Here is a 24,037-nt window from a genome sequence, read left to right as displayed (position 1 = left end):
CAAACCCACAGCTTTGCGAAAAAAACACAACCTTTCAATATAATTTTCCCGACGTGACTGACTTGAGTCAATACGTCACAAAGGCGGAATCTTTACGGCCATCTTCGCATTTCAACACTTCGCGAAATCTGTGCGAATAGGGAGCTGATCGCATTCATCATTCATTTGACATGCAGCAGCCCTGTTTTTTTGATAAACAAAGGCTTAAAAAGACTGGCTTTCCGTTGTAATTGAAGGCTGTTTCCCGTATACTAACCATAAGAAGGACGGTGATGATATGAAAAAGCCAATTCCGGTAGGCTATGAAGACTTCAAGAGAGTCATAGATAGACACGCGTACTATGTTGATAAAACGGACATGCTCAAAACGCTGATGGATTCCGCCGTAAGCGTGAGTTTGCTTACAAGACCGCGGCGATTCGGCAAGACGCTGAATCTAAGCATGATCCGGCGTTTTTTTGAGAAAGAGATGGACGACCAGGGTCAGCAGGTGGATAATGGGTATTTGTTTGACGGCCTCGCCATCACCTCCTGCGGGCAAGAATACCTGACCCACCAGCAGCAGTACCCGGTCATCAACTTATCTTTAAAGTCAGCCAAACAGCCCAATTTTGAGATGGCTTATGGCATGTTGAAAAGAGAACTTCAAGAAGAATTCGGCCGGCACCGCTATGCGCTGCGAGGCGACGCACTGACAGAACAGGAGAAAGTGCAGTATGAGGATATTCTGGCGTTGAAAGACGATCCCCTGCTTTATGCCGGCGCATTGAGATTCCTGTCTGACTGTCTTGCAAAGTACCATGGGAAAAACGCCATTATTCTCATAGACGAGTACGATGTGCCGCTGGAAAATGCCTGGTTCTCCGGGTTTTACGAAGAAATGATCGGATACATCCGATCTCTGTTCGAGTCGGCGCTGAAAACGAACCCTTATCTGGAGTTTGCGGTCATCACAGGATGCCTGCACATCAGCCGCGAGAGCATCTTCACAGGGCTGAACAATCTGAAAATCTATTCCATTTTGAGTCCCGGGTATTCAGACAGTTTTGGTTTCACGGAAAGGGAAGTAAAAGAGATACTTGCTTATTACGACCTTGCGGACAAGTATGAGGAAGTGCGCCAGTGGTACGACGGGTACCAGTTCAGCAGCCAGGAAATCTATAACCCATGGAGCATTATTAATTATGCGGATACAGCACTGCTGGACCGCGACGCTTTCCCCAAACCTTACTGGTCCAACACGTCTTCCAACAGCATCATCCGGGAGCTGGTGGAAGAGGCGGACTTTGAGACAAGGAGCGAAATCGAAAGTCTGATCGCGGGGAATACGATCGAAAAACCGGTGCATGAAGACATCACCTATGGGGAAATCCATGAATCCAGGGATAATCTGTGGAACTTCCTGTACTTTACCGGGTATTTAAAAGCAGTGGGAGAGCGGAAGCAGGAAGAAACGAGCTATCTGGAACTGACGATTCCCAATGCGGAAATCCGATCGATTTACCGCAGTACCATTCTCACTTGGTTTGATAAAAAAATGCAGACGGCCGATTTGTCCCCTTTGCTTACAGCCATCGAAACGGGAGACTGCGAAACCTTTGGCCGCATCGTTTCCGAACAACTCTTGGACACCATTAGCTTTTTCGACTACGCCGAAATCTATTACCACGGATTTCTGTCGGGTCTGTTAAAAGTTTTGAAAAAATACCAGATTCTCTCCAACAGGGAGAGCGGGATCGGGAGACCGGACATCCTGATGAAGACGCCCGGGATTCGAGGCGGGGCCGCTGTGATCCTGGAATTGAAGGTAGCGGGAGCATTCCAGGGGATGGAGGACGCCTGCATGGATGCGCTCTCGCAGATCGAAGAGCGGGATTACGAAGCGGCTTTGCGGGCCGACGGCTATCGCGATATTAAAAAGTATGGGGTTTGCTTCTATCGCAAGGAGTGCCTGGTCATGGACGGGACCGATAAAAGGTTATAAAATATATCTGCCGTATTAGCAAAAGGAGTGAAAAACAATGAAACCAGAGGCATCGTTTTTCTTAAATTATCTGCCTATGGAAGTCACATTGATATCCATGGACAGAGCCGAACTGCCCCTGTTTTTAGGCTCTACCCTGCGCGGTGTGATTGGACAAACCCTGCGCCAGGATCGGGAGGCCTACAATTATCTTTATAACAATCGGGCCCTCAGCAGCAACCTGCAGGATACAGTAAACCCATATATGATCCGTCCGCCGATGGCAGAAACAAGCGTTTATCTGAAAGGCGAGAAATTGACGTTTCATGTTATCCTTTTTGGTGACGCAGTTAGATACACGCCTCAGCTGATTTTCGCGATAGAGGGGATCGGCAGGCGTGGACTGGGTGCTGGCAGATATCCCTTTCAATTGGATAAAATCACCCATAGTTTGGATCAAAGGGTGATTTGGCAAGCCGGCATTTTTCATGAAGTCGCTGTCCGCAGCGCAGCACTGCCTTGTCGCAGCCTTTCGTCACTGGAACAAGTGCGGCTTAAGACACTTACGCCGCTGCGTATCCGTCGGAACGGCAAGCTGCTGGAGCAGGTTGATTTTCCAACGATAGTCCGTAATATTACACGAAGGATTGAACGGCTCTGTGAGCGTTATGGAGGCTGGATTGATGAGAAAGAGGCCCAGCACATACAAGCGCTTGCCACAGATGTATCGACAATAAAAGAACAATTGAAGCTGGTGAATCTGAATCGATATTCAAACCGTACCGGTGAGAAGATGGATTTCAGCGGCCTGATGGGCGAGCTATGGTTTGAAGGACCTCTGACCCCTTTTGTCCCCTGGCTGTATGCCGCCCAGACTCTGAATATCGGCCGCAACACGACTTTTGGCATGGGACGGGTTAAGGTAGAATTTCTTTGATTTTAACGCTATAGAACCGGAAGCACATAGAAGGGAGCAGAATTATGTGTGAAACAGAAAAGGATGTTGTTGGCAATATTATCAGCAATTATAGACAAAATGAGATGGCGATTGTAGAACAATTAGCTTTTAAGGTAGATAACCACGGAACTACAATCGGTGGATTTCGAGAAGATATTTGGCGGAAGATGTTTCAGCAGATCATCCCTAAAAAATTTGTCATTGAGCAGTCGGTATTTATTATCGATTCCAACGGAAAGGTATCGAGGGAGGTTGATCTGGCAATTTTCGATGAAACTTATACGCCTTACATATTTCGTTACGGCCGGATAAAATTCATCCCCATCGAGGCGGTGGCTGTTGTGGTGGAATGTAAAAGCACTTCAATGGATGATGATACTTTAAGTAAGTGGGCAGCAAGCATTACAAATCTCACGACTTCATTAGAATCTTATACTAGAGTAGCAGGCAGAATTATTGTTGGAAAAGAAGAAAAAAATTCAACGCAGACTCAGACACGGCCGCTGCGTATTTTATGTTGTCTTAATACTGATAATGTGAATGTACTTTTAGAAAACGGGGAGATGTTGTTTGATGTGATCATCAAGACTTCCCTCCAGAAGAGTGGATTATTGAAGATTGAGTTTGATAAAAACAAAAAGAACCTGCAAGACTGGTACCTTGCTTTAAACCATGCGGATTGGCAGAAGACAGACAGAGAGATTAACGAAGGCACTGGCCTTGAAGATATAAAACTCGAAGATTACGCTGTGGAAGGCGTATCTCTTCTGTCATTCAACTTGCAGTTAAACCAACTGCTGATGCTGATCAACAACCCAATTCCATTCCCACACATGGCGTACGCTAAAATGTTTAATCGGCATAGCAAAGGAGGTAAAACCCATGAATAACGAGACGCAGATTGTGGCCCTTTCAATCGATAAAGTGCAGACATTTTTGACCGAAGCCATCCATGCGCATGTACAGGAAAAGCAGACCGAAGAGGCCACTTTGAAACAGATCATGAATGCCTCGCGGGAAATTTCCCAAGGTTTTCAAAACACAGTCAAAGAAGCTTTTTCGGCGCAGGAAAACGAGGTGTTGCTTTCCTGTTCCGGTGTATATATCTTCAGAAGCCAACTGCCGGAAAAAGAAATTCACAATATTTTCAATGAGCTATTTTTCGAATATTATCAAGAGTCCCAGGGGCAGAAATGGCTGCGGTGCGTTTCGTTTCCACAAGGGAAATACGATGAGATTGGAGCGATTCAGGAAGCTAAGAAACGTCTGAAACAATCCAACTGCCTGAATGCGCGCATAGAGGAAAACAAAGATAAGCTTTTCAAATTTTGCAAGATCGATGCGAAGGAGGCCCAGCCCCAAAAAGACGATGAAAACTATCCCATGTTTGCAGAGGATATTAACGCTTTGTTTTCAGGGGAAGAGGGGGATAACGAAAATCGTTTTCGAATCGCAGTCATAAAGGCTGATCTGGATGGCATGGGAAATATGTTTAAAGAGATTAAGAGTTATGAAAGCTACAGCCGGATCAGTAAAATCTTGAGTGACAAGGTTTCTTTGAAGGGCCTGCATGAGATGGCAGAAAAATGCCGGCCGGAGGGCCGTACCGGGTGGCTGTTTCCATTTTACATAGCTGGCGATGATATTTTCTTTGCTGTCTCAATGGCAAATTTGACCAAGGGCACCCGTTTATGCCGGGAAATCCTTGTCGGCATTAAACAAAGCCTGGAGAAAGAAGAGTCCTCGAAACCGCTGTCCATCAGCATTGGCGTAGAGATTACCTTTAACCGGGAACCGATTCGTTACTATATGGAGATGGTGGAGCGGCAGTTAAAACATGCTAAAGAAGAAAACACGCCCAAGTTGCTAAAACAGTTCGTGAAGGCCAAGATTTCCATTGGCGGACTGGCTTTTCTGGATATCGACTACAACGCCATGAAAACATATAAGCAAACTTTGGTATGCATGAATAAGAGGAACAAGAAAGGTAGAAAAAACAATAGATGCAATAAGTGTGAAAACTGCAGAAAGCGGGGCGAAATTGACGAACAGCTTCAGGCTGTGCCGATATGGGACTATTTCTTAAATGATGTGTACCGCATAAACGCCATAAGGTCAAATGATACATATGACAAAATGCTGGGAACCTCCGGTTTTTTCTATACGTTACTGGACAGGCTCGCCGATGATACTGTGCAGCAAGACAATAGGAAGTATATCAACAGCGTGCTGTATCACCTTTTGCCTAAATATCTCAACTCTTCCGATAAAAAGCTGCGGGAATTGGAAGTGGTTTTAAATGGCCGGATTCTGAGCCAGCTTATGAGGAAAAATTGGGGCAAGGGTATGAACATTGTATTAAATGAGAAAAGCAAGCATCGACTGGAAACTTACCTGCGGCTAATGCTTCTGTTTTCCGACAACCGTTTTCAATTGATTCCGGACGTTAAATCGAAGCTGGACTATAGTAATGTAGAGTTGGAGAATTCCCGAAAATATTTGCTGTCAAAGTCAGCTGATTATTTGTACAGAACGGTGCTGGAACGTAGGAATAAACCGCTGAGGGATATCTTTATAAAAAAAGAAAACTATCAGACTGCGGATAAAAAAACAATCCCGTGCTTTCAAAGACTTAAGCTTGAAAAAAGCATGTTTGTGAGAATGCGTGATACCGACAAAGTCCCGGTAGAAAAAGCGGCGAACATGATTGAATTAAAAAATGGCTACAGTGCAGATGAAATCAAGAAAGCAAATAGGGATAGAGAACAGGACGGCAAATCCCCGTGTCTTTTGTATTTTAACAAAGGAAAATTTCTAGAGCTGGCCCATAGTGAAGGCGAATGGAATTCGGATTTCATAGATTCGCTCATGCTGTTTTACGAATACAAAGAGATGTCCATCAGATTTAACGAAAAGAAAAAGAGCGGAGGAGGTAACGCAAAATGAGAAATTTTATTACTATAAAGATACAAACGATGTCCAATCTCTATATCGGCGGCATGCCGGCGCCTTTTGAAATTGGAGGAATTGATCAGCGGACTGCCATCGACCAAGAGGGCTTTCCATGTATTCCCGCTTCTTCATTAAAAGGAACGCTGCGCACTATGGTGCGGGAAGACGAAAGTCCGATGGCCGAAAAAATTGGCGCACTGTTCAAGGCTTATCTGGAAAAAGAACGAGAGAAAAATCTGCCGCAAGTCATGGCCCTGGTTAAGGAAGAAGAGGCCCGCAAAAGGATAAATGAGCGATACGAAGAGGCGATTGAGGAGGCGTCCGCAGAATGTATTTTTGGAATCAAAGGCTTTAACAATACACCAAAACTGCTCTTTAGCGATTTACTTTTGTGTGAAAAATTCCGCAATAAAAAAACCTGTTTTTCCATTGACATGAAAAATACCATCGATACGAAGGGGGAGACTCCAGAGTCAAAACCCAGAACCTATCAAACCGCCAAAAGCAATCTGGAATTTGAAGGTGAAATCGATTTTTATAAAATGAATTTACTGGGCGAAGAGGCAGCGGCGCTTTGCAGGGAGTATGTGCTTTACAACCTGAAAAAATTTGACGAAGGCTTTTACCGGCTAGGGAACTCAAAGAGCAGAGGTTATGGAAAGGTGCAGCTTCTGACAGGCCAAGAGGGAGAATAAGAGCTATGAAAAATTATGAAATTAAGCTTGAAGTGACGGGCGCCATGACGCAGGTGCCGGATTCCCAAAAGCTATTCGGCGCGCTCGTTTATCTGTTTGCGGAAACCTATGGGGATGAGAAGGCTACGGCACTGACAAAATCCATTTTGAACAAGAAAACCCATTTAGCGCTGTCCAATGTTATGCCGGAAGGGTATTTGCCGGTGCCGCAGGATTATTTGATCGACAAGTTATCAGAAAACAGCAATGAAGAACTTGATTTGAAAAAAGTACGGTCAGCAATAAAAATGAGAAGCTATATCAAATCTGGCAAATTGCAATCTGTTTTGGATAACCCTGAAAAATGCGAAAGCATATACCCTTATGTAAAGCAGCAGAATTTGCAGCAGCTGCGGGCATCTATCGACAGTCTCCGCTATGATCTCCCTGAATTAGATACCCGCCTTTATTCGGTGCCCACCGTGGATTTATGTGAAGTAAGTCAGGATAAAGACGACAAAGGGCAGAATTGGGCTGTGAAAAACTTTTGCTTTTATCTGCAAGCAGACGATCGTGCGTTTTGCTCCGATTTTTTGAACTTGCTTCAGTCAGCAGCGGAGGAAAATTTGGAACTTATCCTGGGGAAACGAGCTTCACAGGGGCTGAACCGCTTTCGTGTAAAAGGGATCACGGAGCAAAAACTTCCGACCTTAGGCAGCGATAACTATATCAACACCGGAATGCTGCTGCCGGATCATATTGATTTTCAAGCCTCTTCAATGCGGCTGTTCACATCCGAGCGACGGCCCTTTGAAATGATGGGCGGGTGGAGCGAGGATTCTCCCAAGTATTACATCAGCTATCTTGCGCAGGGGAGCATTATCGCGGCGCCTGAAGGTGCAGAAAAGGCGGGAAAATCAATCCAGTCTCCCTTTAACAGCAGGAGCATTGTTTTTGGAAACGCGTTTTTGTATCCAATTATTTTGAGAGAGAGGCAGGTATAACCATGGAAACGATTTATTATGAATTAACGACACTCTCCAGCCTGATTGTATCACCGAGGACCTCGTTGGCCTTTTATAAGGATTTAGACCAGTTTTCCTTAAAGGATGTTGAAGGTCATTCAGATTGCGTAAAGACAGAAAAACTAAAAGTCATCTATCCGTTTTACCAGTACGGGCTCTATGAGTCTTATAGTCCGGATACTGCGGACTATTATTTGCCCGGCTCATCCATAAAAGGTGCGCTGTGTCAGGAGACTGCCAATCCAGTGAAGCTTATGGTGGATGATGTCCCGATTCCAAGGGAGTACATTATTTTGCGCAATATTCAGAAAGCCCAATATTTAGAGGAACCACAGAAAGCTTTTTTTGACGTGTTTTTCGATCACGTCGCCGTTGAAATGGTAAAGGCCGACTCGCCCTTGGAAGGAAGTTTTAATTATCATAATATCGAAGCTGCCAGGGAACTTTTAAAATCGGCCAACAACGCTGCTAAAGCGAAAATAGGCCAAATGCGGGAATACCTTAGTTGCCTGATAAAAAAAGAATATCCTGCTCAATTAAAAGAACGCCTTACGAAAGCGGCCGATAAACTCGCCGAGCAGTTAAACGATGATCAGGTGTTGCTGCTCGGCGGATATAAAGGTTTGCTCCATTCAATGGAGTTGAAAGAGTCACCGGGGGAAATGGCCGGAGCAGTTTACCTCGATAAGGAAACAAACCTGCCCCATGGCCTTATAAAAATGGAATTAAAGGAGCGTCCTTAACCGATCGACCGTGCCAGAGCTCTTTCAGCAGCGTATCGCAGCTGCGCATGTCAATCGCAGGCACAACCACATCCACACCGATGGTTTCTAAAGTGCCGTTTTTCGGCTCAGTTGCAGGCAGCCGTCTTCAATTTTTTCCAATCTTCGGCCGGCAAGGAACGTAACCCCGCCGCTCTTTAGCCGGCTGATTGCATCGTTCGCATTGGTAGGATAGGCGCCGGGTGCGATCTGATCAGCCATTTCGATGATGGTAAGTGACCACCCAATCCGAATCAGAGCCGGGAATTTTTGGAGCCGCTGCCTCTGCCCCAGTTGCCACGATTACGGCAAAAGGCTGATATTCATCGATTATTTCTTTGCTGTCAGACACCTGATAGCGAATGGCTGATTTTTGAAGATCGAAACCCGAAGTTAAGCTAACAGAAGCATTTGCGATAAATGTCCAACTAGGCTATAATGAAATTACAGAATATTCAAACGCTATGCAAAGGAGGACTTTCAATGGGGATTTTGGAGAGAAAAACGGCCTGGGAAAAAGAATGGGCTAATCTGGAGAGGCAGGAAGCACGTTTTTTGAAAAAGCATGCGCAAAAGAAAGAATCCTTTCTCAATCAGAAGCTGGAGGGAAGGGTACCAGACAAATTGCAGGACACTTTGGACGGAGCCTTTGTCAAAGCTTTTGAGGTGGTTTTCCAAAAGGGGACCGGCGTCATAGAAGTAACATATCGGAAAGAAAAAAGAGAAAAAAACTATCAGGTCAGGGAATACGCGGCTGACCTTCAAGAGGACCGCCGAACCTTGCGGGCCTTCTCGAAAAAGGCCCAGGGAACCGGGACCGTAAACCTGTTGATGTCGGGAATTTCCGGTGTGGGGCTGGGAGTTTTGGGGATCGGTATTCCGGATATTGTTCTCTTTACCGGGATGATGATGAAAAGCGTCTATGAAATCGCCCTCAGCTATGGGTACGATTATGAGCAGGAGGAAGAACGCTATTTTATACTTTTGCTGCTGCAGGGATCGGTTTCCTATGGACAACAGGCAGAAGCGGTCAATCGGGAAGCGAACGCCTTTATTCAAGAAGGGCGGCTGCCGGCGGGTTACGATCAAAAAGAGCAGATCCAAGAGACAGCGGCGCTGTTTTCAAGGGAACTGCTGTATTTGAAGTTTCTCCAGGGAATTCCCATTGTCGGAGCAGCAGGCGGCATTTACGATGCGGTTTATATGAGGCATGTTACAGAATATGCCAATTTAAAATATAAACGAAGATTCTTAAAAGGAAGAGAGGAAAGGAGTGTGTAGCAATGAAGGAGAAAAAGAAAATGCCTGCAGGCAAGCGGGGCGCGATTGTCTACTGGGTGGGTGTATTGGTGTTATTGGCCGCAGTTTCGATTATCTATTTTTTGACAGGGAGAGCGCCGGTCTGATAAAAAACGCTTCTGGATGGGAGTGCACCCATATGCTCCAACTTGGGTGTACTCCCTCATTTTAGGTGGATGCCGTACTTTTTAATTTTATTGTGAAGCGAGGTCCGTGCGATGCCGAGAATCTGGGCTGCTTTTGTCTTGTTGTTGTCTGATATGCGCAGCGCATGTTCAATGGCATTTTTTTCAGTAGAATGCAAAAGTGCCTCCAAACCGTTGCTGAGAGTTGTCTGATAGGAACTGCGGAGCTGCTCTTCCCGGGCGTAGTACTGGATATCCGCAAAGTGATCCAGCGTCAGCATGTCCTGATTGCACATATTAATAGCCCGCTCTAAACAGTTAAAAAGCTCCCTGACGTTTCCCGGCCAGCTGTACTGGCACAGCAGGGACAAGGCATCCGGCGTGATTCCCCGAATGTTCCGGTTCAAGATATGGTTCATACGTGCTATCCGATGATGGACAAGAACTGGGATATCGTCTTTATGCTCCCTCAGCGGGGGTATTTTTATGTTTACCACATTGAGGCGATAGTACAGATCTTCACGAAATTCATTGGAGACGATCATTTTCTTTAAATCTTTGTTGGTCGCAGCGATGATGCGAACGTTGATCGGAATTTTGTGTCCGCCAATTCGGCTTACTTCCTGCTCCTGTAAAACCCTGAGCAGCTTTGGCTGCATATGCCACGGAATCTGATCCACTTCATCTAAAAATAAAGTGCCGTTATTGGCCTGCTCAAAGATCCCCGGTTTTCCACCCTTGATCGCACCGGTAAAGGTACCTTCTTCATAACCAAAGAACTCGGCTTCAAAGAGATTTTCAGGAATTGCCGCACAATTTATCTCAATAAATGGAAATAATTGCCTTCCGCTGATATTATGAAGCGCATGTGAGGCGATTTCTTTTCCCGTGCCGGTCTCTCCGGTGATCAGTACGGTGGAAGTGGATTCCATCAGCTGATAAATATCATCTCTGAGTTTGTTCATTTCGGGACTGTTGCCCAGGATATCCGCAACTGTGTATTTCCCAATCCTTTGTTTCCGTTGATGAGAAAACTCTTCAATTGTTTCCGGCAGCTTAATGGTCCCGTTTTTTTCCAATTCTTTAATGCGATTCAGAAAGAGGGCCAGTTCCCAGCTCGTTTTGAATACGTCAAGATCAACGGCTCCAACAATACGCCCATCAGATTTTACAGGCAAAATGCGGGTCACATTAAGCGTTCCGGAACCATAGTAAATCTGAATCTCATCTTTTGAACCTTCCTCTAAGGCCTGTATGATCTTCGTGGTGGGATGCACGTCTCTGATTTTATTACCAACTATTTTTTCAGGAAGTTTTTTTGAATTGAGTTCTTCAATACCACTTCTGATGTCATCGGAAAAGTACTTGATGATTCCATTCTCATCTACAATTACAAGTCCGCCGATCGCATCCAAAACCGCTCTGCATTCATCCAAAGTCAAATCAAAGTTGGGATGATAAGTTTTGCCCATAACAGCCTCCTGCACAAACTTTATTTCAATTATTATAGCACAGATATTTGATGAAACCTACAGAATATTCAGGCAAAGTGTCAAAATTTTGGACAGTGACGAAAATCATGACTACTGGGTGAAAACGTTGGAATTACTTTTATTAGAATTTTTTTGCAAAAAATTGTACAAATTTATGACACCCATAACCAATAAAAACCTTTTGAGATGCACCAAAGAGCTGCAAGACATTACTGTTGAAATTTCAACAGTTTTTTAAGAAGTCATTCTTATGGTTATGAAAAAAAAATAAGTTGGCACGCCTTTTGCTGTTAGTAGGTAGTGAAATGGAATTCCAAATAAGAAAAAAAGCCAAGGCGCAGGCGAACACGGAGAAACAGTATGACGCTGTATTTGTTTCTGCCATATAAGACAACACAGTTGATAGAAAAATGAGAGGAGCATAAAAAATGAGCAGATGTTTAAATGTGGGAATGGTGCAGAGCGGAGGGCCTGCTGCGGATTTTGAAACTTGTCTTGCCAGAATTAAAAAAGATGTTGAAAAATTAATGGGCGGCATGAATGTTCCGGAGCTGATCGCAGGAGTAGAGATGGCGGTGGGATGCTGCTGGAAAGGGAGTCCGGACAAACTGGAAGGCGATACGATTCCAGGCAGAGTGACACAGGAGCTTTCAGCCATCGCAAAAGAAAACGGTATCTATTTCATGCCGGGAAGCATGGTAGAAAGAGTGGAGAAGGACGGCAAAACGATTCGTTACAACTCCATTCCGATCTTTGATCCCCAGGGCGAGCTGATTGACGTGTACCGGAAAATATGCCCTTACTATCCGGCGGAAAGCGCAATTACGCCAGGGGACAGGTATGTGACATTTGATATAAAGGAAAAGAACATTAAAATAGGAGTGCTGAATTGCCATGACTGGTGTTTCCCTGAAATATCCCGAAATTTAGCTTTACTGGGAGCAGAAGTGCTCATTAAGCCCGCCATTGATCCGGAGGGGTTATATGAGACTTGTAAAACAGTGGCGCCTACAAGAGCTTTTGAAAATCAGGCCTATTTTATATCTCTAAACCATGCAGGCGAGTGGGCCGGCGGGTATGCTTACGGACATTCCATGGTTGCCGCGCCTGATGGGAGAATTCTCTATGAAGCAGGTCAAACGCCTGTGTCTTTAACTATGACCCTTGATCTGGATCAAGTGGAAAACATCCGGCGGTACGGTACGGGCTATACGGATCAGCTTTTAAGGCAGCTGCCGCATTTTAATCCGCCAATGCCTTATGCGGAATGTATAAAAGACGCTCCGATTTATAAAAAACTGCCGGAGCCGGACTTAACAGTCGAATGCAGAAAGAAGATGTTTAAAGAGGAAGGCCTGCTTTGGTAAGATGAAAGGAGTGAAAATCATGGGAAATAAAATTGAGAAGTTACCCTTCAAACTGAGATTTGGATATGGCCTGGGACAGATGTCCGACTCGATCCCATATAATTTGTACGGAACGTATTTTCTGTTTTTTCTTACCAATGTGGTGGGCATCCCTGCTGCAATTGGCGGAACAATATCCATGATCGCCCTTTTTTGGGATGCTGTGACGGATCCCGTTGTTGGATACCTGTCAGATAACAGCAGATCCAAATATGGACGGCGCAGGCCGTACATGCTTGTCTCGCTGTTTCCTTTGTTCCTCATAACGATTCTGATGTTCGTGGCCGTGGATTTTGGTTCTACCGGAAACGTCGTGTATTATATCTTTTTAGCGCTTGTGTTCCGCACATTCTATACAGGTTATGTGATTCCATATTTTTCTTTGGGAGCTGAAATAACGCAGGATTATGATGAAAGAGTTACCATACAGTGCATATCGGCATACTTCGTTTATATCGCCGTATGGGTGATCACGGCAGGGCCTATGGTGATCATTGATTTTGCCACCGCACGAGGTGTGAGCTATAGCCACGCATGGACGATCGCTGCCGCGGTTTTCTCCTTGGTGACACTGTTCTGCGGATTGATATCATGGCGAATTCTGAGAGGGACAGAAATGGTCGACAAGCGAGATGACCTGTGCCGGAATGAATCCGGAAAAGGGCTGATGACGGTTATGAAAACCTATGCCACATTACTGAAAGATAAGATTTGTATATATGTCATATTGCTGAGATTGACCTACATATTCGCCGGCGGCATAGCGAGCGCGGCCTTTGTGTATTTGATGTCGGTGAATTTAGGGCTGAGTGAGGCGAAACAAGCGCTATACTGGACTCTATACTCCGCCATCTATATTGTGGATATCGCCATATGCAATTTTATTTCGAACAAAACGGAAAAGAAGTTCATTATGGGAGCTACGGTTATTTTGGGAATTTTAGTCAGCATAATTTTTTATGTTCATGGCATCAATTCGTTCAATGAGCTGATCGTGTTTACGTTCCTGCATTCCTTTAGCGCAGCGGCATTCTGGTCCGTAGGGGCTACGATGCTTTATGATTACAATGAGGTGGTCGAATTTAAAACTGGAAAAAGACAAGAAGGAGCCGTTTCGGGCGTGATCCTGTTCGCGCAGAAAATAGGCTCTGCCGTATCCGTATGGGTCAGTGGTATGGTGCTTTCTGCGGTTGGATACGATGGAACAGCTGAGATTCATTCAGAGGCAGTTAAACAGGGGATTCTGTTTTTGAACACCCTTGCACCGGCCCTTGTCTCCATATTATCTGTGATATGTATCCTCATTTATCCGATCAATCGAAAGAATTTCTCTCTTCTCAGAAAAGCGCTGGCATTGAAAAACGAAGGAAAAGAATATACTACGGAAGGATTTGAAAAGTTATTGTAACACAGGAAATTAGACGATTGATTCGGTTTGACTCTACCCAGAACGAGAAATGAGTGCTATAATATTTGAAGCGTAAATCAGAATTTGTGTACTGGCCTGCTGATAGCCATCCAAATAGGAGCAGGTCAGTACATTCGGGAAAGAGTGGGTCAAAATGGATACAACAATACTACTATCAGCAGTGGGGGTCTTTGCCGCTTTGGCGGGCATGGCGATCCTCATTTTTAAGCGCGTCTCTCCGATTATCATCGGCCCTCTGGCAGCGATTCTCGTCTGCCTGACCAGCGGAGCGCCCGTTTTTCAAAGCGTTACCAAAACGTATATGACCGGAGTTACGGGATTTTTTACTTCTTATTTCTTTATTTTTCTCTTAGGAAATATCTTTGGCAATATCTATCAAAATTCCGGTGCAGCCGCCAAGATCGGCTCCATGATATCAAAAAAAGTAGGCAGCAAACACTGCATGCTGGCTTGCATGATTCCGGCGGCAATTTTGAGCTACGGCGGTATCAACAGCTTCGTCATCATTTTTTCCGTATATCCCATCGCCCTCAAGCTGTTTGAGGATGCCGATCTGCCCACCTATCTGCTGCCGGGGATCGTCTGCGGAGGCATGTGGACCTTTGCCATGACCGGTCCTTTTACGCCCCAAATTCCCAATATCGTTTCCATGCAGTATCTGGGGACGCCATCCTATGCCGGGCTGCTTCCCGGGCTTTGCAGCGCAGCGGTAATGGCGGTGGCTATCGTGCTCTATATGAACCGGGCGTGCAGGAAAGCCAGGCTTCGGGGCGAACATTTTCAGTGGCCTGAGGACGTAAAACGGATTGAAGATGTGAAAAACGCTCCCGGCGGGATCGTTTCCATTCTCCCCATTGCCTTTGTACTACTCGTTTTTAATATAACAAAACTGGATATTATATTGTGCCTGCTCATGGGAATTATTCTGGCGCTGATTCTGTTCTGGAAGCACCTGCCCAAGCCGGAAATGTTGGAAATGTTCAATTCCGCCGCCATCACCTCGGTAACGGTCATCATCAACACCGCTATTATTGTAGGTTTTGGCTCTGTTGTCAAGGAAACGCCGTTTTACGATTTTGCGACCCATATCCTTATGAATTCGGACGCCAATCCTTATATGGTGGCGGCAGTGGGCTCCAATATCTTTGCCGGTATTCTGGGATCCGCATCCGGCGGCATCTCCCTCATGTACGAAACCCTGGGAGATACTTTTCTCCAATACGGCCAGCAGGGATATAATCTGGAGTTTATCCATCGTCTCTGCGCAGACGGCTGCGGCGGGCTGGATTCCCTGCCCTGGAACGGTTCCATCGTTTCCGTATTCGCCATCTGCCATACGACTCACAAGCTGTCGTATAAATATAATTTTGTAACCTGTCTGGTGGTACCCATCGCCTCAACCTTTTTGGTGGCGCTGCCCATCAGTATGATTTTTGGATGACCGGCTGTAAAGGAGGTTTGGCATGACGGACGTTTTATATGAAAAAAGAGGACATACAGCAATTATCACCTTTCATAAACCTGCGGATTTAAACGCGCTCAGTGAGGATTTTCTCCGCCAGATCAATGAGGCCGTAGACCTTGCGGAAGCGGATAAAGAAGTCTATACGCTGATCCTGACCGGCACCGGCAAGGCCTTTATCGCCGGAGCCGATATCAAGGAAATGTATGAGAAAGATAAGGATTCGATCATGGTCTGGTCCTCTCTGGGCAGCGGCCTGAATCTGCGGCTGGAGAACCTGGATATTCCGGTTATTGCAGCCATCAACGGCTATGCGCTGGGCGGAGGACTGGAGCTGGCGATGGCCTGCGACATTCGCATAGCTTCAAAGAACGCCAAAATGGGACTTCCGGAAACCACCCTGGGAGTGATCTGCGGCGCCGGCGGTACGCAGCGGCTGCCGAGAATCGTCGGTGAAGGTCTGGCCAAAGAGATGATCTTCACCGGAAAAAGGATCGATGCCGAGGAAGCCTTGCGCATCGGGCTGGTCAATCAGGTGACAGAGCCGGAGGACTTGATGGAAACAGCGTTCAATCTGGCAAAAAGGATTGAGAAAAACGGCCAGATCGCCGTTCGAACTGCAAAAGCAGCCATCAATTTCGCAGCAGCTGCCGATATGGAAGAAGGCTGCCTCTTTGAACGGGAAATCTTCAGCAAGCTGTTTGAGACTGAGGATCAGAAGATCGGAATGGGTGGATTTTTGCGCAAAGAAACGGATATATGCTTTAAGAATAAATAAATCTGGGGAAAGGTTGAATTATGACGGTACAATTTATAAATGCTAAGAGGGCCGCTGAGCTGATTGAGGACCATACCACCGTTGCCATCGACGGGTTCATTGGATTTTGTCTGGCGGATGATATACTCGGTGAAATTGAAGAGAGGTTTAAGAAAGAAGGTCATCCACGAGAGCTTTCAGTGGTCAACGTGGCAGGACTGGGAGGCGACGGCAAGGACCGGGGCATCAACCATTTTGCCCACAAAGGGCTGATGCGCAGGTTCTTGTGCAGCAATCTCAGCCTGGCGCCCAAGCTTTACCCTCTGATTATGGATAATGCCTTTCCAACTTTTATGATACCCCAGGGGGTTCTTTCCCATATGATGCGCGCCATCGCTTCCCGCAAGCCAGGCGTTATCAGCCAGGTGGGAATGAAAACCTTCGTCGATCCGCGCATTGACGGCGGCCGGATCAATGAGGCTGCCAGGGAAAGCGGCGATACCATCGTGGAGCTGATCCGTCTGCACGAGGAAGATTATCTGTTCTACCCGGCCTTCCCTTTGGATGTTGCCATCATTAAAGGAAGTACGGCCGATACAAAAGGAAACATCTCCATGGAAAAGGAAGCCCTTCATCTGGAGCAGATGGAGATGGCGGCTGCGGCCAGAAACTCCGGCGGCATTGTGATGGTACAGGTGGACCAAGTCGTGGAATATGGAGAAATCCATCCCCAAAAGGTTGTCGTTCCTTCCACGCTGGTGGATTATGTAATAACAGGAAAACCAGAGAACACCGGGCAGCATTTCATCGGCGACTGCCGGCCGATCCCATCCTGGTGCGGAGACGAAAAGATCCCCCTGGATCACATCGAGCCGCTGCCTTTTGATATTCACAAGGTGATATGCAGGAGGAGCATTCTCCAGCTCCATGCCGGCGACTTTATCAATTTGGGGATCGGGATTTCCATGGGCGTTTCCGAGGTGCTCAATGAGGAAGGGCTCATCGAGGCCATTTCTTCCAGCATAGAATCCGGCGTGACCGGCGGCGTACCCGCGCCCGGCATCGCCACTGGAGCAGCCTACAATCCGGAAGCGATTCTAAAACAGCCGGATATCTTTGACTTTTACGATGGAGGAGGCATCGATTTTGCCGCACTGGGAGCAGCGGAGATCGATCGCCACGGAAACGTGAACGTATCCAAGTTTGCCGGAAAAGTGACCGGGCCCGGCGGATTTATCAATATTACGCAAGGCGCGAAAACCGTTTGTTTCCTGGGTACGTTTACTGCAGGAAAGAGCGATATCCGCATTGAAGACGGGCGCCTTCGGATCATTCAAGACGGCCCTTATATCAAATTTAAAAAGGATGTGGAACATATCACTTTTTCAGGCCATTATTCCCGGGAAAAGGGGACGCAGACTGTTTTATATATCACCGAGCGAGCTGTTTTCCAGCTGACCGAAGGCGGACTTACATTGATTGAAATTGCTCCCGGCATTGATTTGGAAGAGGATATTCTGGGTAAAATGGAATTCCGCCCCCTCATATCGCCGGACCTGAAGGTGATGGAGGAAAGGCTCTTTCGGCCCCAGCTTTTGGGCTTGAAGCTCTGATGCGCTGTCCGGCGTTGTGCCGCAAGGAGATCAAGCTTTGATTGAATTGAATTTTCCTCTTGCACGAAAGGGTCAAATCGTTCATACTAGAGGGGAACGCTCAATATGTGTAAATGTGTATAAAAGGAAGGATTGAAAAGATGGACAACATGAAAAGCAAGAAAACCGGAAATCGGAAATTGTTATTGATTGTGATCGCCCTGGCGGTCGTGCTGGTAATCGTAGGCATTGTAGCTGCTGTGACCGGCGTGTTTTCAGGCGGCGGAAAATCCGGCTCGGCAAAGACTGCTGACAGCAGTTTGCTGCAAGCGCCGGAGTACAAAGCGAGTGCTGAATACGAAGCCTATCTCGACGGCCTCTCTGATGAGGAATTGGATAAAGTAATCGATACCAGCGATGAAGCCATATACGAGGCTCCGGCCAAGGTGAAAGAGCTATGCGAAACATACGGGTTAAAATACGCGGCCAAGGCTACTGACTTGACCAGTTATGAGCAAGTTGAAAAAGAGCTGGAAGCAAGAAAACTCAGCGGTTTTTTGGGAGACGAGCTTTCCAAGCAGCTGCAGACTACGATGAAGGAATATGATGGAGGCTATGTCTTCGACGACGGCGAACTGTATCTTGAGATTGAGCAGGAGGATGAAGAACGGGGAAACGTACTTCTCCTGCTGAACATAACACCGAAAGGGGTCTTTCCTTATCAGTCGTCATCCTTCCAGGCACAAGATAAGGATGCGGCTCCCCAGACAGTTGAAGATATGATGAAAAACTTCACTTATCAGCCCAAGAGCGGCGGCGACTTCATCTGCAGGACCCAAGGCCCTGACGGAACCGCATTTGGAAAAGCAGGGGATTATTACATAACCATGGCCATGACCCGCGAACCGTCCGATGCCAAGTCTGAGGAATACGAAAAGGCTGTGGAAAAGCTCGATGAGAAGGTTAAAAAAGCAGTCGGCATCGATAGTCTGGACGAGCTGGAGGAAAAGGTTTATTCCGGCATACAGACTGCTTGGGAAAAAGAACCGGATGCCATGCAGGAAGCCCTGGACAACGACGACAAACAGCAATATCAGGCACTGCAGGATAAATACACGACGGCATCTAAAGAAGAACTTGCTCTCTATGAAGAGTGCAAAAAAGAGTTGGAGCCGCAGGAAGTGTACGTTACGGAACAGGATCTGCAGGACACGCTCAATAAACTTGATTTCTCCAAATTTGTGTAAGATTTTGTAGATAATTTGGGGACGATTGCAAGCACATACGCCTTGCCTTTGTGTTAAGATTTTCAACAGGGAAATCGTTTACATAAGACAAGGGGGGAGTTTGTGGACAAGTTAAGCGCTGTAATGATCGGGGCAATCTGCGCACTGCTGTGCATCAGCGGGGCAGTCGTGTATGGCACCTGGTTTTCACAAGAGGATGAAGCGGCCTATGTCAGCAGCATAGAGCAAGTGGAAGAAGAGATGGCCCTGGCCAGCATTGCGATGAACGATGATGCGCAGGTAATCAACGGCGGCGGAGCGGATATGTGGGTTCGGGCTAAGGTGGAATCGCCGGATACGGAGAATGCTAACCGCAATGTGAACATTGTCGGGAAGGATTATCAGCTGATTTCGGATACGATTACCGCTGATCCATCGGAAGCCGAACGGAAAAGCGGCGTCTGGACGCTGGAAGAAGACGGCTATTACTACTATAGCATCCCGGTAAGCCCGGGCGAACAGTCAAAATCCCTGTTCACTTCCGTGACAGGACCGGTTGGTGCGAATCACGAAGGCGCAGCCAGTGTGAAAGTTCAGGCAGAAGCCGTACAAGTCAACTGGATCAGCAAAAAGGCAAAAAGCGGCAAAGAAGCATTTAGTCTTTTTCGTGCCTATCAGCCGCTCCAGGAATACAAAGGAAAATTTGTTTAGGAAAAAGAGGCTGCTCCCATGGGGGCAGCCTTTTTATGCGGCGCCGGCTGTGGAAGCGGGGCCTCCCCAGGGCACCATGGAACATCATCAAAACTCTTTTTCGTTGACAAATGACAGATATCTTGTTAAAATACTTATACCCGGTAAAGGTATATAGAGAGGCAGGTAATAATTATGAATGAAACCGTAAAACATAAACATAGAGAGTCAAACGAGTATACGGATTTGATTAACCGTCTCAGCCGCATCGAAGGTCAGGTACGGGGAGTGAAAAAAATGGTTGAAGAAGAACGCTACTGTGTGGATATCCTCACACAGGTCAGCGCCATACAATCCGCCCTCAACTCCTTTAACAAAGTGCTGCTAACAAGCCACATCAAAAGCTGCGTTACGGAAGATATCAAACAGGGCAATGAAGCGGCAGTGGATGAACTGTGCGCCACCCTGCAAAAACTAATGAAATAAAAGAAAGAGTTTGCGATTATGAGAGAAGAAAAATTTGACATCACAGGCATGACCTGCTCCGCCTGTTCGGCCAGGGTGGAAAAAGCCACGGCCAAGCTGGACGGCATGGGCAGCGTCAGTGTAAACTTGCTGACCAACAGCATGAAGGTCAGCTACGATGAAGAAAAGCTTTCCATGGACGACATTGTTGAAGCTGTGGAAAAGGCCGGCTACGGGGCCAGCGCCGCTCAGCTTTCCGATGAAACGAAACAAGCTGAAAACAAAGGCAGCCGTAAAAACGTCGCTTTGGAAGAAGTGGAGCAAATGAAAAAAAGGCTCATTGTATCAATTGCCTTTTTAGTTCCGCTGATGTATTTATCCATGGGACACATGATGCAGATGGATTTTGGGATGCCGGTGCCCTCCTTTATTGAGGATACGTTTTATGGCAACGAGAACGCAGTAAGCATGGTTTTTGCCCAATTTTTGCTATTGCTGCCCATTTTATACGCCAATCGAAAGTATTATATCGTTGGCTTCAAAAGCCTTTTTCACGGCGGACCCAACATGGACACGTTGATTGCCATCGGATCGGCCGCAGCTGCAATCTACGGCTGCTTTGCGCTCTTCCGGATCGGCTTTGGACTGGGCCACGGAGACATGCACCTGGTACACCAGTATAGCATGGATATCTACTTTGAATCAGCAGGAACCATTCTGGCTCTGATCACTCTGGGTAAGTACCTGGAGACCAAATCCAAAGGAAAGACCAGCGAGGCCATTGAAAAACTGATGGATCTTTCCCCCCGGACCGCCATTGTAGAGCGGGAGGGCAAAGAGGCTGTCATCCCAGTGGAACAAGTCATGACCGGAGACATTCTGGTAATCAAGCCGGGAGCGGCCATACCGGTAGACGGTATTATTACAGAAGGAAATTCCAGCGTGGACGAATCGGTAATCACTGGCGAAAGTATCCCCGTGGAAAAGACAGTGGGTGATAAAGCCGTTTCCGCGACCATCAATAAGAGCGGTTTTTTCAAAATGCGGGCGTCCAAAGTGGGCGAGGATACCACCATCAATCAGATCATTCGCCTGGTGGATGAAGCCAGCTCCAGCAAAGCGCCCATTGCCAAATTGGCAGATAAAATTGCCGGAATCTTTGTTCCTGTGGTTATCGGGATTGCAGTCGTGGCTGCGATTGTGTGGCTGATCGCAGGTGCGACCTTTGAATTTGCCCTTTCCACCGCAATTGCGGTACTGGTGATCTCCTGTCCATGCGCCCTGGGGCTTGCCACTCCTGTGGCGATTATGGTGGGCACGGGAAAGGGTGCTGAAAACGGAATTCTGATCAAATCAGGAGAGGCGCTGGAAATCGCCCACCGGGTTGATACCGTGGTCATGGACAAAACAGGGACCATCACCGAAGGAAATCCGAAGGTGACCGATATACTCGCATTTTCCGGGTCTGAAACCCAGCTGCTGCAATTAGCCGCTTCCCTGGAAAAATCCAGCGAACATCCGTTGGCGGAGGCGATTATACGAAGAGCTGAAGAAAAGGAGCTTTCCCTGCTGCAGACCGAGGAATTTGAAGCCATTCACGGAAAAGGGATTAAAGCCGTGATCGATGGAAAAACTTATTTCGCGGGAAATGAAAAGCTGATTAAGAGTCAGGCTGGCGGCTATGGTGACCAGGTTGAGAAGACAGCGGCCCAGTTATCGGATCAGGGAAAAACGCCATTGATCTTTGCTGACGATAAAACAGTTATCGGTATCATCGCGGTTTCTGATATGGAGAAGGCCACCAGCCGCAAAGCTATCCAGTTGTTCAAAGATATGAAAATCAAAGTGGTGATGCTAACCGGAGATAACGAGCGGGTTGCAGGCGCGATTCAAAAAAGACTGGATATTCCAAAGGTGATTGCCGGAGTGCTGCCTGACGATAAGGAAAAACATATCAAGTCTCTGCAGGATCAGGGCCATACAGTGGCAATGATCGGCGACGGCATCAACGATGCTCCGGCGCTGGCCCGGGCTGATGTGGGAATCGCCATCGGCGCAGGTACGGAAGTAGCCATTGAAAGCGCCGATGCGGTCTTGATTAAAAACGATCTTTTGGATGCAGTGACCGCGATCAGACTGAGCAAATCGGTCATTCGCAATATTAAGCAGAATTTATTCTGGGCCTTTTTTTACAATTGCATTGGCATACCGCTGGCAGCGGGCGTATTCTATACTGCGCTGGGCTGGAAGCTCAGCCCCATGTTCGGAGCAGCGGCCATGAGTTTGTCCAGCATTTGCGTAGTCAGCAACGCCCTGCGGCTGAAATTTTTCAAACCGGAACATGGAGACGCTAAGCTGGTAAACCCGCCGGAGGAGGAAAGCTTTCCGGCACCAAATATAGAGATGAAAGATGAAAAGGAGATGGAAAGAATGTCAAAACATGAAGCAGAACTTAAAATCGAAGGGATGATGTGCGAACACTGTAAAGCCCACGTGACCAAAGCCCTGGAGGCATTGGACGGAGCCGAAGTAAGTGTGGATCTGGAAGGCGGAACAGCAACCGTTAAATCTCAAGAAGAAATCGAAGATGGGACTTTCGAAGCAGCCATTCAAGATGCTGGATATGAATTGAAGGGAATTGAACGACGGTGAAAACGTTGTGGAGGAATATCGCCGGTGAAGGTTTCTGCCCTGCTGGCATGAAGGTTGAGAAAAAATCCACATAAGGCGAATTCAGGCCCCTGCCTTCTTGTGATCAAAACAAGTTGCAGGGGCCCTTTATATTCCTGTTTATGCTAAAGCTTTTTAGAAAGTTGTATAATCGTTTAATACTCCATGGTGGAATCTTTTGTGCAAATAAATTGGAAAACCTTTTGTTTTCATGCAAAAAGCGCTATACTAAAAGATAATGAGCAGAAAGGAAGTTGACTATGAAAATTATTGACGCCCACCTGCATTTTTGCCCGGAGGAAGACGGATTTTCACAATTAGCCCGGGCAGCGGGACATGATAATAACGAAGCACATTTACAGCAAATCTATGAGAAGCTGGGAATTGTCTGCGGCATTGTCATGGGAAACCGGACCGTGGATCCCAAAGACCATCAATACCCTGCCTTTATGCGTTACTGTATTGGAATTGACCGTTCATGTTTAGAGAATGAGCAGATATCGGATACCATCGAACAGATTGAAGAAAATCTAAAAAAAACTCAGTGCGTCGGAATAAAGCTTTATCCGGGGTATTATCCCATGTATATCAGTGATACGGCCTATGAACCGATCTATGAGCTGGCAGCAGCCTACCAAAAGCCGATAGCTGTCCATACAGGGGAAACTTCGACTCCAAATGCCTATTTAAAATACAGTCATCCGATGACATTGGACGAGGTAGCTGCGAACCACCCGCAAATTCAGTTCATTATGTGTCATTACGGGAATCCTTGGCTGATGGATGCGGCGGCAGTTGTCAGCAAAAATGAAAACGTGGCAGCCGATATTTCCGGATTGCTCGAGGGACGGGTCAATCTCGACCTGTTTTTTGAAGAAAAGCAGGGTTACACCCAAGCGCTGAAAACCTGGATGGGATATCTGAGAGAATACGACGATATTATGTTTGGAACCGATTGGCCTCTTGCCAATTTGGCTGAATACATTGAATTCGTCTCCAGGCTGGTGCCGGAAAAGTATCAGGAAAAAGTGTTCTTTGAGAATGCGAATCGAATCTACCAATTGAATCTAGAGTAAAAGAGGTGATAAGG

Annotated in this window: 20 protein-coding genes; 19 read left to right on the top strand and 1 reads right to left on the bottom strand. The window is 46.7% G+C overall.

Features of this window, described 5'->3' with window-relative positions; genetic code table 11:
- Positions 1 to 277 precede the first annotated feature (277 nt).
- The 9 genes from NIA71_RS06055 (at position 278) to NIA71_RS19895 (ending at position 9,739) form a co-directional block, all read left to right on the top strand.
- A complete protein-coding gene (locus NIA71_RS06055) occupies positions 278 to 1,984 on the top strand; it encodes an AAA family ATPase (protein WP_253019912.1) in 1,707 nt (568 codons plus the stop codon).
- 37 nt (positions 1,985 to 2,021) lie between these two features.
- Positions 2,022 to 2,900 carry a CRISPR system precrRNA processing endoribonuclease RAMP protein Cas6 gene (cas6, locus tag NIA71_RS06050; RefSeq protein ID WP_253019911.1) on the top strand — a complete coding sequence of 293 codons (879 nt, stop codon included), beginning with the start codon at positions 2,022 to 2,024 and terminating at the stop codon, positions 2,898 to 2,900.
- Positions 2,901 to 2,944: 44 nt separating this feature from the next.
- Positions 2,945 to 3,811 (top strand): DUF6602 domain-containing protein, encoded by an 867-nt coding sequence (locus NIA71_RS06045; protein ID WP_253019910.1) that lies wholly within the window; start codon positions 2,945 to 2,947, stop codon positions 3,809 to 3,811.
- A complete protein-coding gene (locus tag NIA71_RS06040; RefSeq protein WP_253019909.1) occupies positions 3,804 to 5,867 on the top strand; it encodes a Cas10/Cmr2 second palm domain-containing protein in 2,064 nt (687 codons plus the stop codon). Before NIA71_RS06045 ends, NIA71_RS06040 begins: the two co-directional genes overlap by 8 nt.
- The gene (locus NIA71_RS06035) at positions 5,864 to 6,568 is read left to right on the top strand and encodes an RAMP superfamily CRISPR-associated protein (RefSeq protein ID WP_148396400.1); all 705 of its coding nucleotides are present in this window, start codon (positions 5,864 to 5,866) and stop codon (positions 6,566 to 6,568) included. Before NIA71_RS06040 ends, NIA71_RS06035 begins: the two co-directional genes overlap by 4 nt.
- 5 nt (positions 6,569 to 6,573) lie before the next feature.
- Positions 6,574 to 7,551 (top strand): hypothetical protein, encoded by a 978-nt coding sequence (locus NIA71_RS06030; protein ID WP_253019908.1) that lies wholly within the window; start codon positions 6,574 to 6,576, stop codon positions 7,549 to 7,551.
- Positions 7,552 to 7,553: 2 nt separating this feature from the next.
- Positions 7,554 to 8,315: a hypothetical protein gene (locus tag NIA71_RS06025; protein ID WP_253019907.1), complete on the top strand. Its 762-nt coding sequence runs from the start codon at positions 7,554 to 7,556 to the stop codon at positions 8,313 to 8,315.
- A gap of 501 nt (positions 8,316 to 8,816) precedes the next feature.
- Positions 8,817 to 9,614: an EcsC family protein gene (locus NIA71_RS06020; RefSeq protein WP_253019906.1), complete on the top strand. Its 798-nt coding sequence runs from the start codon at positions 8,817 to 8,819 to the stop codon at positions 9,612 to 9,614.
- A gap of 2 nt (positions 9,615 to 9,616) precedes the next feature.
- Positions 9,617 to 9,739: a hypothetical protein gene (locus tag NIA71_RS19895; protein ID WP_264473058.1), complete on the top strand. Its 123-nt coding sequence runs from the start codon at positions 9,617 to 9,619 to the stop codon at positions 9,737 to 9,739.
- A 56-nt stretch (positions 9,740 to 9,795) separates the two neighbouring features.
- On the opposite strand, the gene NIA71_RS06015 is transcribed toward NIA71_RS19895, so the two are convergent.
- On the bottom strand, positions 9,796 to 11,229 hold the full coding sequence (locus NIA71_RS06015) for a sigma-54 interaction domain-containing protein (RefSeq protein WP_253019905.1): 1,434 nt from the start codon (positions 11,227 to 11,229) through the stop codon (positions 9,796 to 9,798).
- A 449-nt stretch (positions 11,230 to 11,678) separates the two neighbouring features.
- On the opposite strand from NIA71_RS06015, the gene NIA71_RS06010 reads away from it, so the two are divergent.
- The 10 genes from NIA71_RS06010 to NIA71_RS05965 all read left to right on the top strand — a co-directional run bounded on the left by NIA71_RS06010 (position 11,679) and on the right by NIA71_RS05965 (position 24,023).
- Positions 11,679 to 12,617, top strand: a complete 939-nt coding sequence (locus NIA71_RS06010) for a carbon-nitrogen hydrolase family protein (RefSeq protein ID WP_253019904.1) — start codon at positions 11,679 to 11,681, stop codon at positions 12,615 to 12,617.
- Positions 12,618 to 12,636: 19 nt separating this feature from the next.
- Entirely contained in the window at positions 12,637 to 14,064 is a 1,428-nt protein-coding gene (locus NIA71_RS06005; protein WP_253019903.1) for an MFS transporter, read from the top strand.
- Between the two features lie 154 nt (positions 14,065 to 14,218).
- Positions 14,219 to 15,526 (top strand): GntP family permease, encoded by a 1,308-nt coding sequence (locus NIA71_RS06000; protein WP_253019902.1) that lies wholly within the window; start codon positions 14,219 to 14,221, stop codon positions 15,524 to 15,526.
- A 22-nt stretch (positions 15,527 to 15,548) separates the two neighbouring features.
- Positions 15,549 to 16,325, top strand: coding sequence for an enoyl-CoA hydratase/isomerase family protein (locus NIA71_RS05995; protein WP_253019901.1), 777 nt, complete (start codon positions 15,549 to 15,551; stop codon positions 16,323 to 16,325).
- A gap of 20 nt (positions 16,326 to 16,345) precedes the next feature.
- A complete protein-coding gene (locus tag NIA71_RS05990; RefSeq protein ID WP_148396417.1) occupies positions 16,346 to 17,917 on the top strand; it encodes an acyl CoA:acetate/3-ketoacid CoA transferase in 1,572 nt (523 codons plus the stop codon).
- Between the two features lie 140 nt (positions 17,918 to 18,057).
- Entirely contained in the window at positions 18,058 to 19,143 is a 1,086-nt protein-coding gene (locus NIA71_RS05985) for a hypothetical protein (protein ID WP_253019900.1), read from the top strand.
- Between the two features lie 102 nt (positions 19,144 to 19,245).
- On the top strand, positions 19,246 to 19,833 hold the full coding sequence (locus NIA71_RS05980) for a hypothetical protein (RefSeq protein ID WP_148396421.1): 588 nt from the start codon (positions 19,246 to 19,248) through the stop codon (positions 19,831 to 19,833).
- Between the two features lie 174 nt (positions 19,834 to 20,007).
- The gene (locus tag NIA71_RS05975; RefSeq protein ID WP_148396423.1) at positions 20,008 to 20,298 is read left to right on the top strand and encodes a metal-sensing transcriptional repressor; all 291 of its coding nucleotides are present in this window, start codon (positions 20,008 to 20,010) and stop codon (positions 20,296 to 20,298) included.
- An 18-nt stretch (positions 20,299 to 20,316) separates the two neighbouring features.
- Positions 20,317 to 22,929, top strand: coding sequence for a heavy metal translocating P-type ATPase (locus NIA71_RS05970; protein ID WP_253019899.1), 2,613 nt, complete (start codon positions 20,317 to 20,319; stop codon positions 22,927 to 22,929).
- 278 nt (positions 22,930 to 23,207) lie between these two features.
- The gene (locus tag NIA71_RS05965; protein ID WP_148396427.1) at positions 23,208 to 24,023 is read left to right on the top strand and encodes an amidohydrolase family protein; all 816 of its coding nucleotides are present in this window, start codon (positions 23,208 to 23,210) and stop codon (positions 24,021 to 24,023) included.
- Positions 24,024 to 24,037: the final 14 nt, after the last annotated feature.

Origin of the sequence: Ihubacter massiliensis (assembly GCF_024125305.1) — a bacterium.
Classification (GTDB): domain Bacteria; phylum Bacillota; class Clostridia; order Peptostreptococcales; family Anaerovoracaceae; genus Hominibacterium; species Hominibacterium faecale.
Note: the sequence above shows the minus strand (reverse complement) of the source record. Positions and strands in the feature narration are given on the sequence as shown.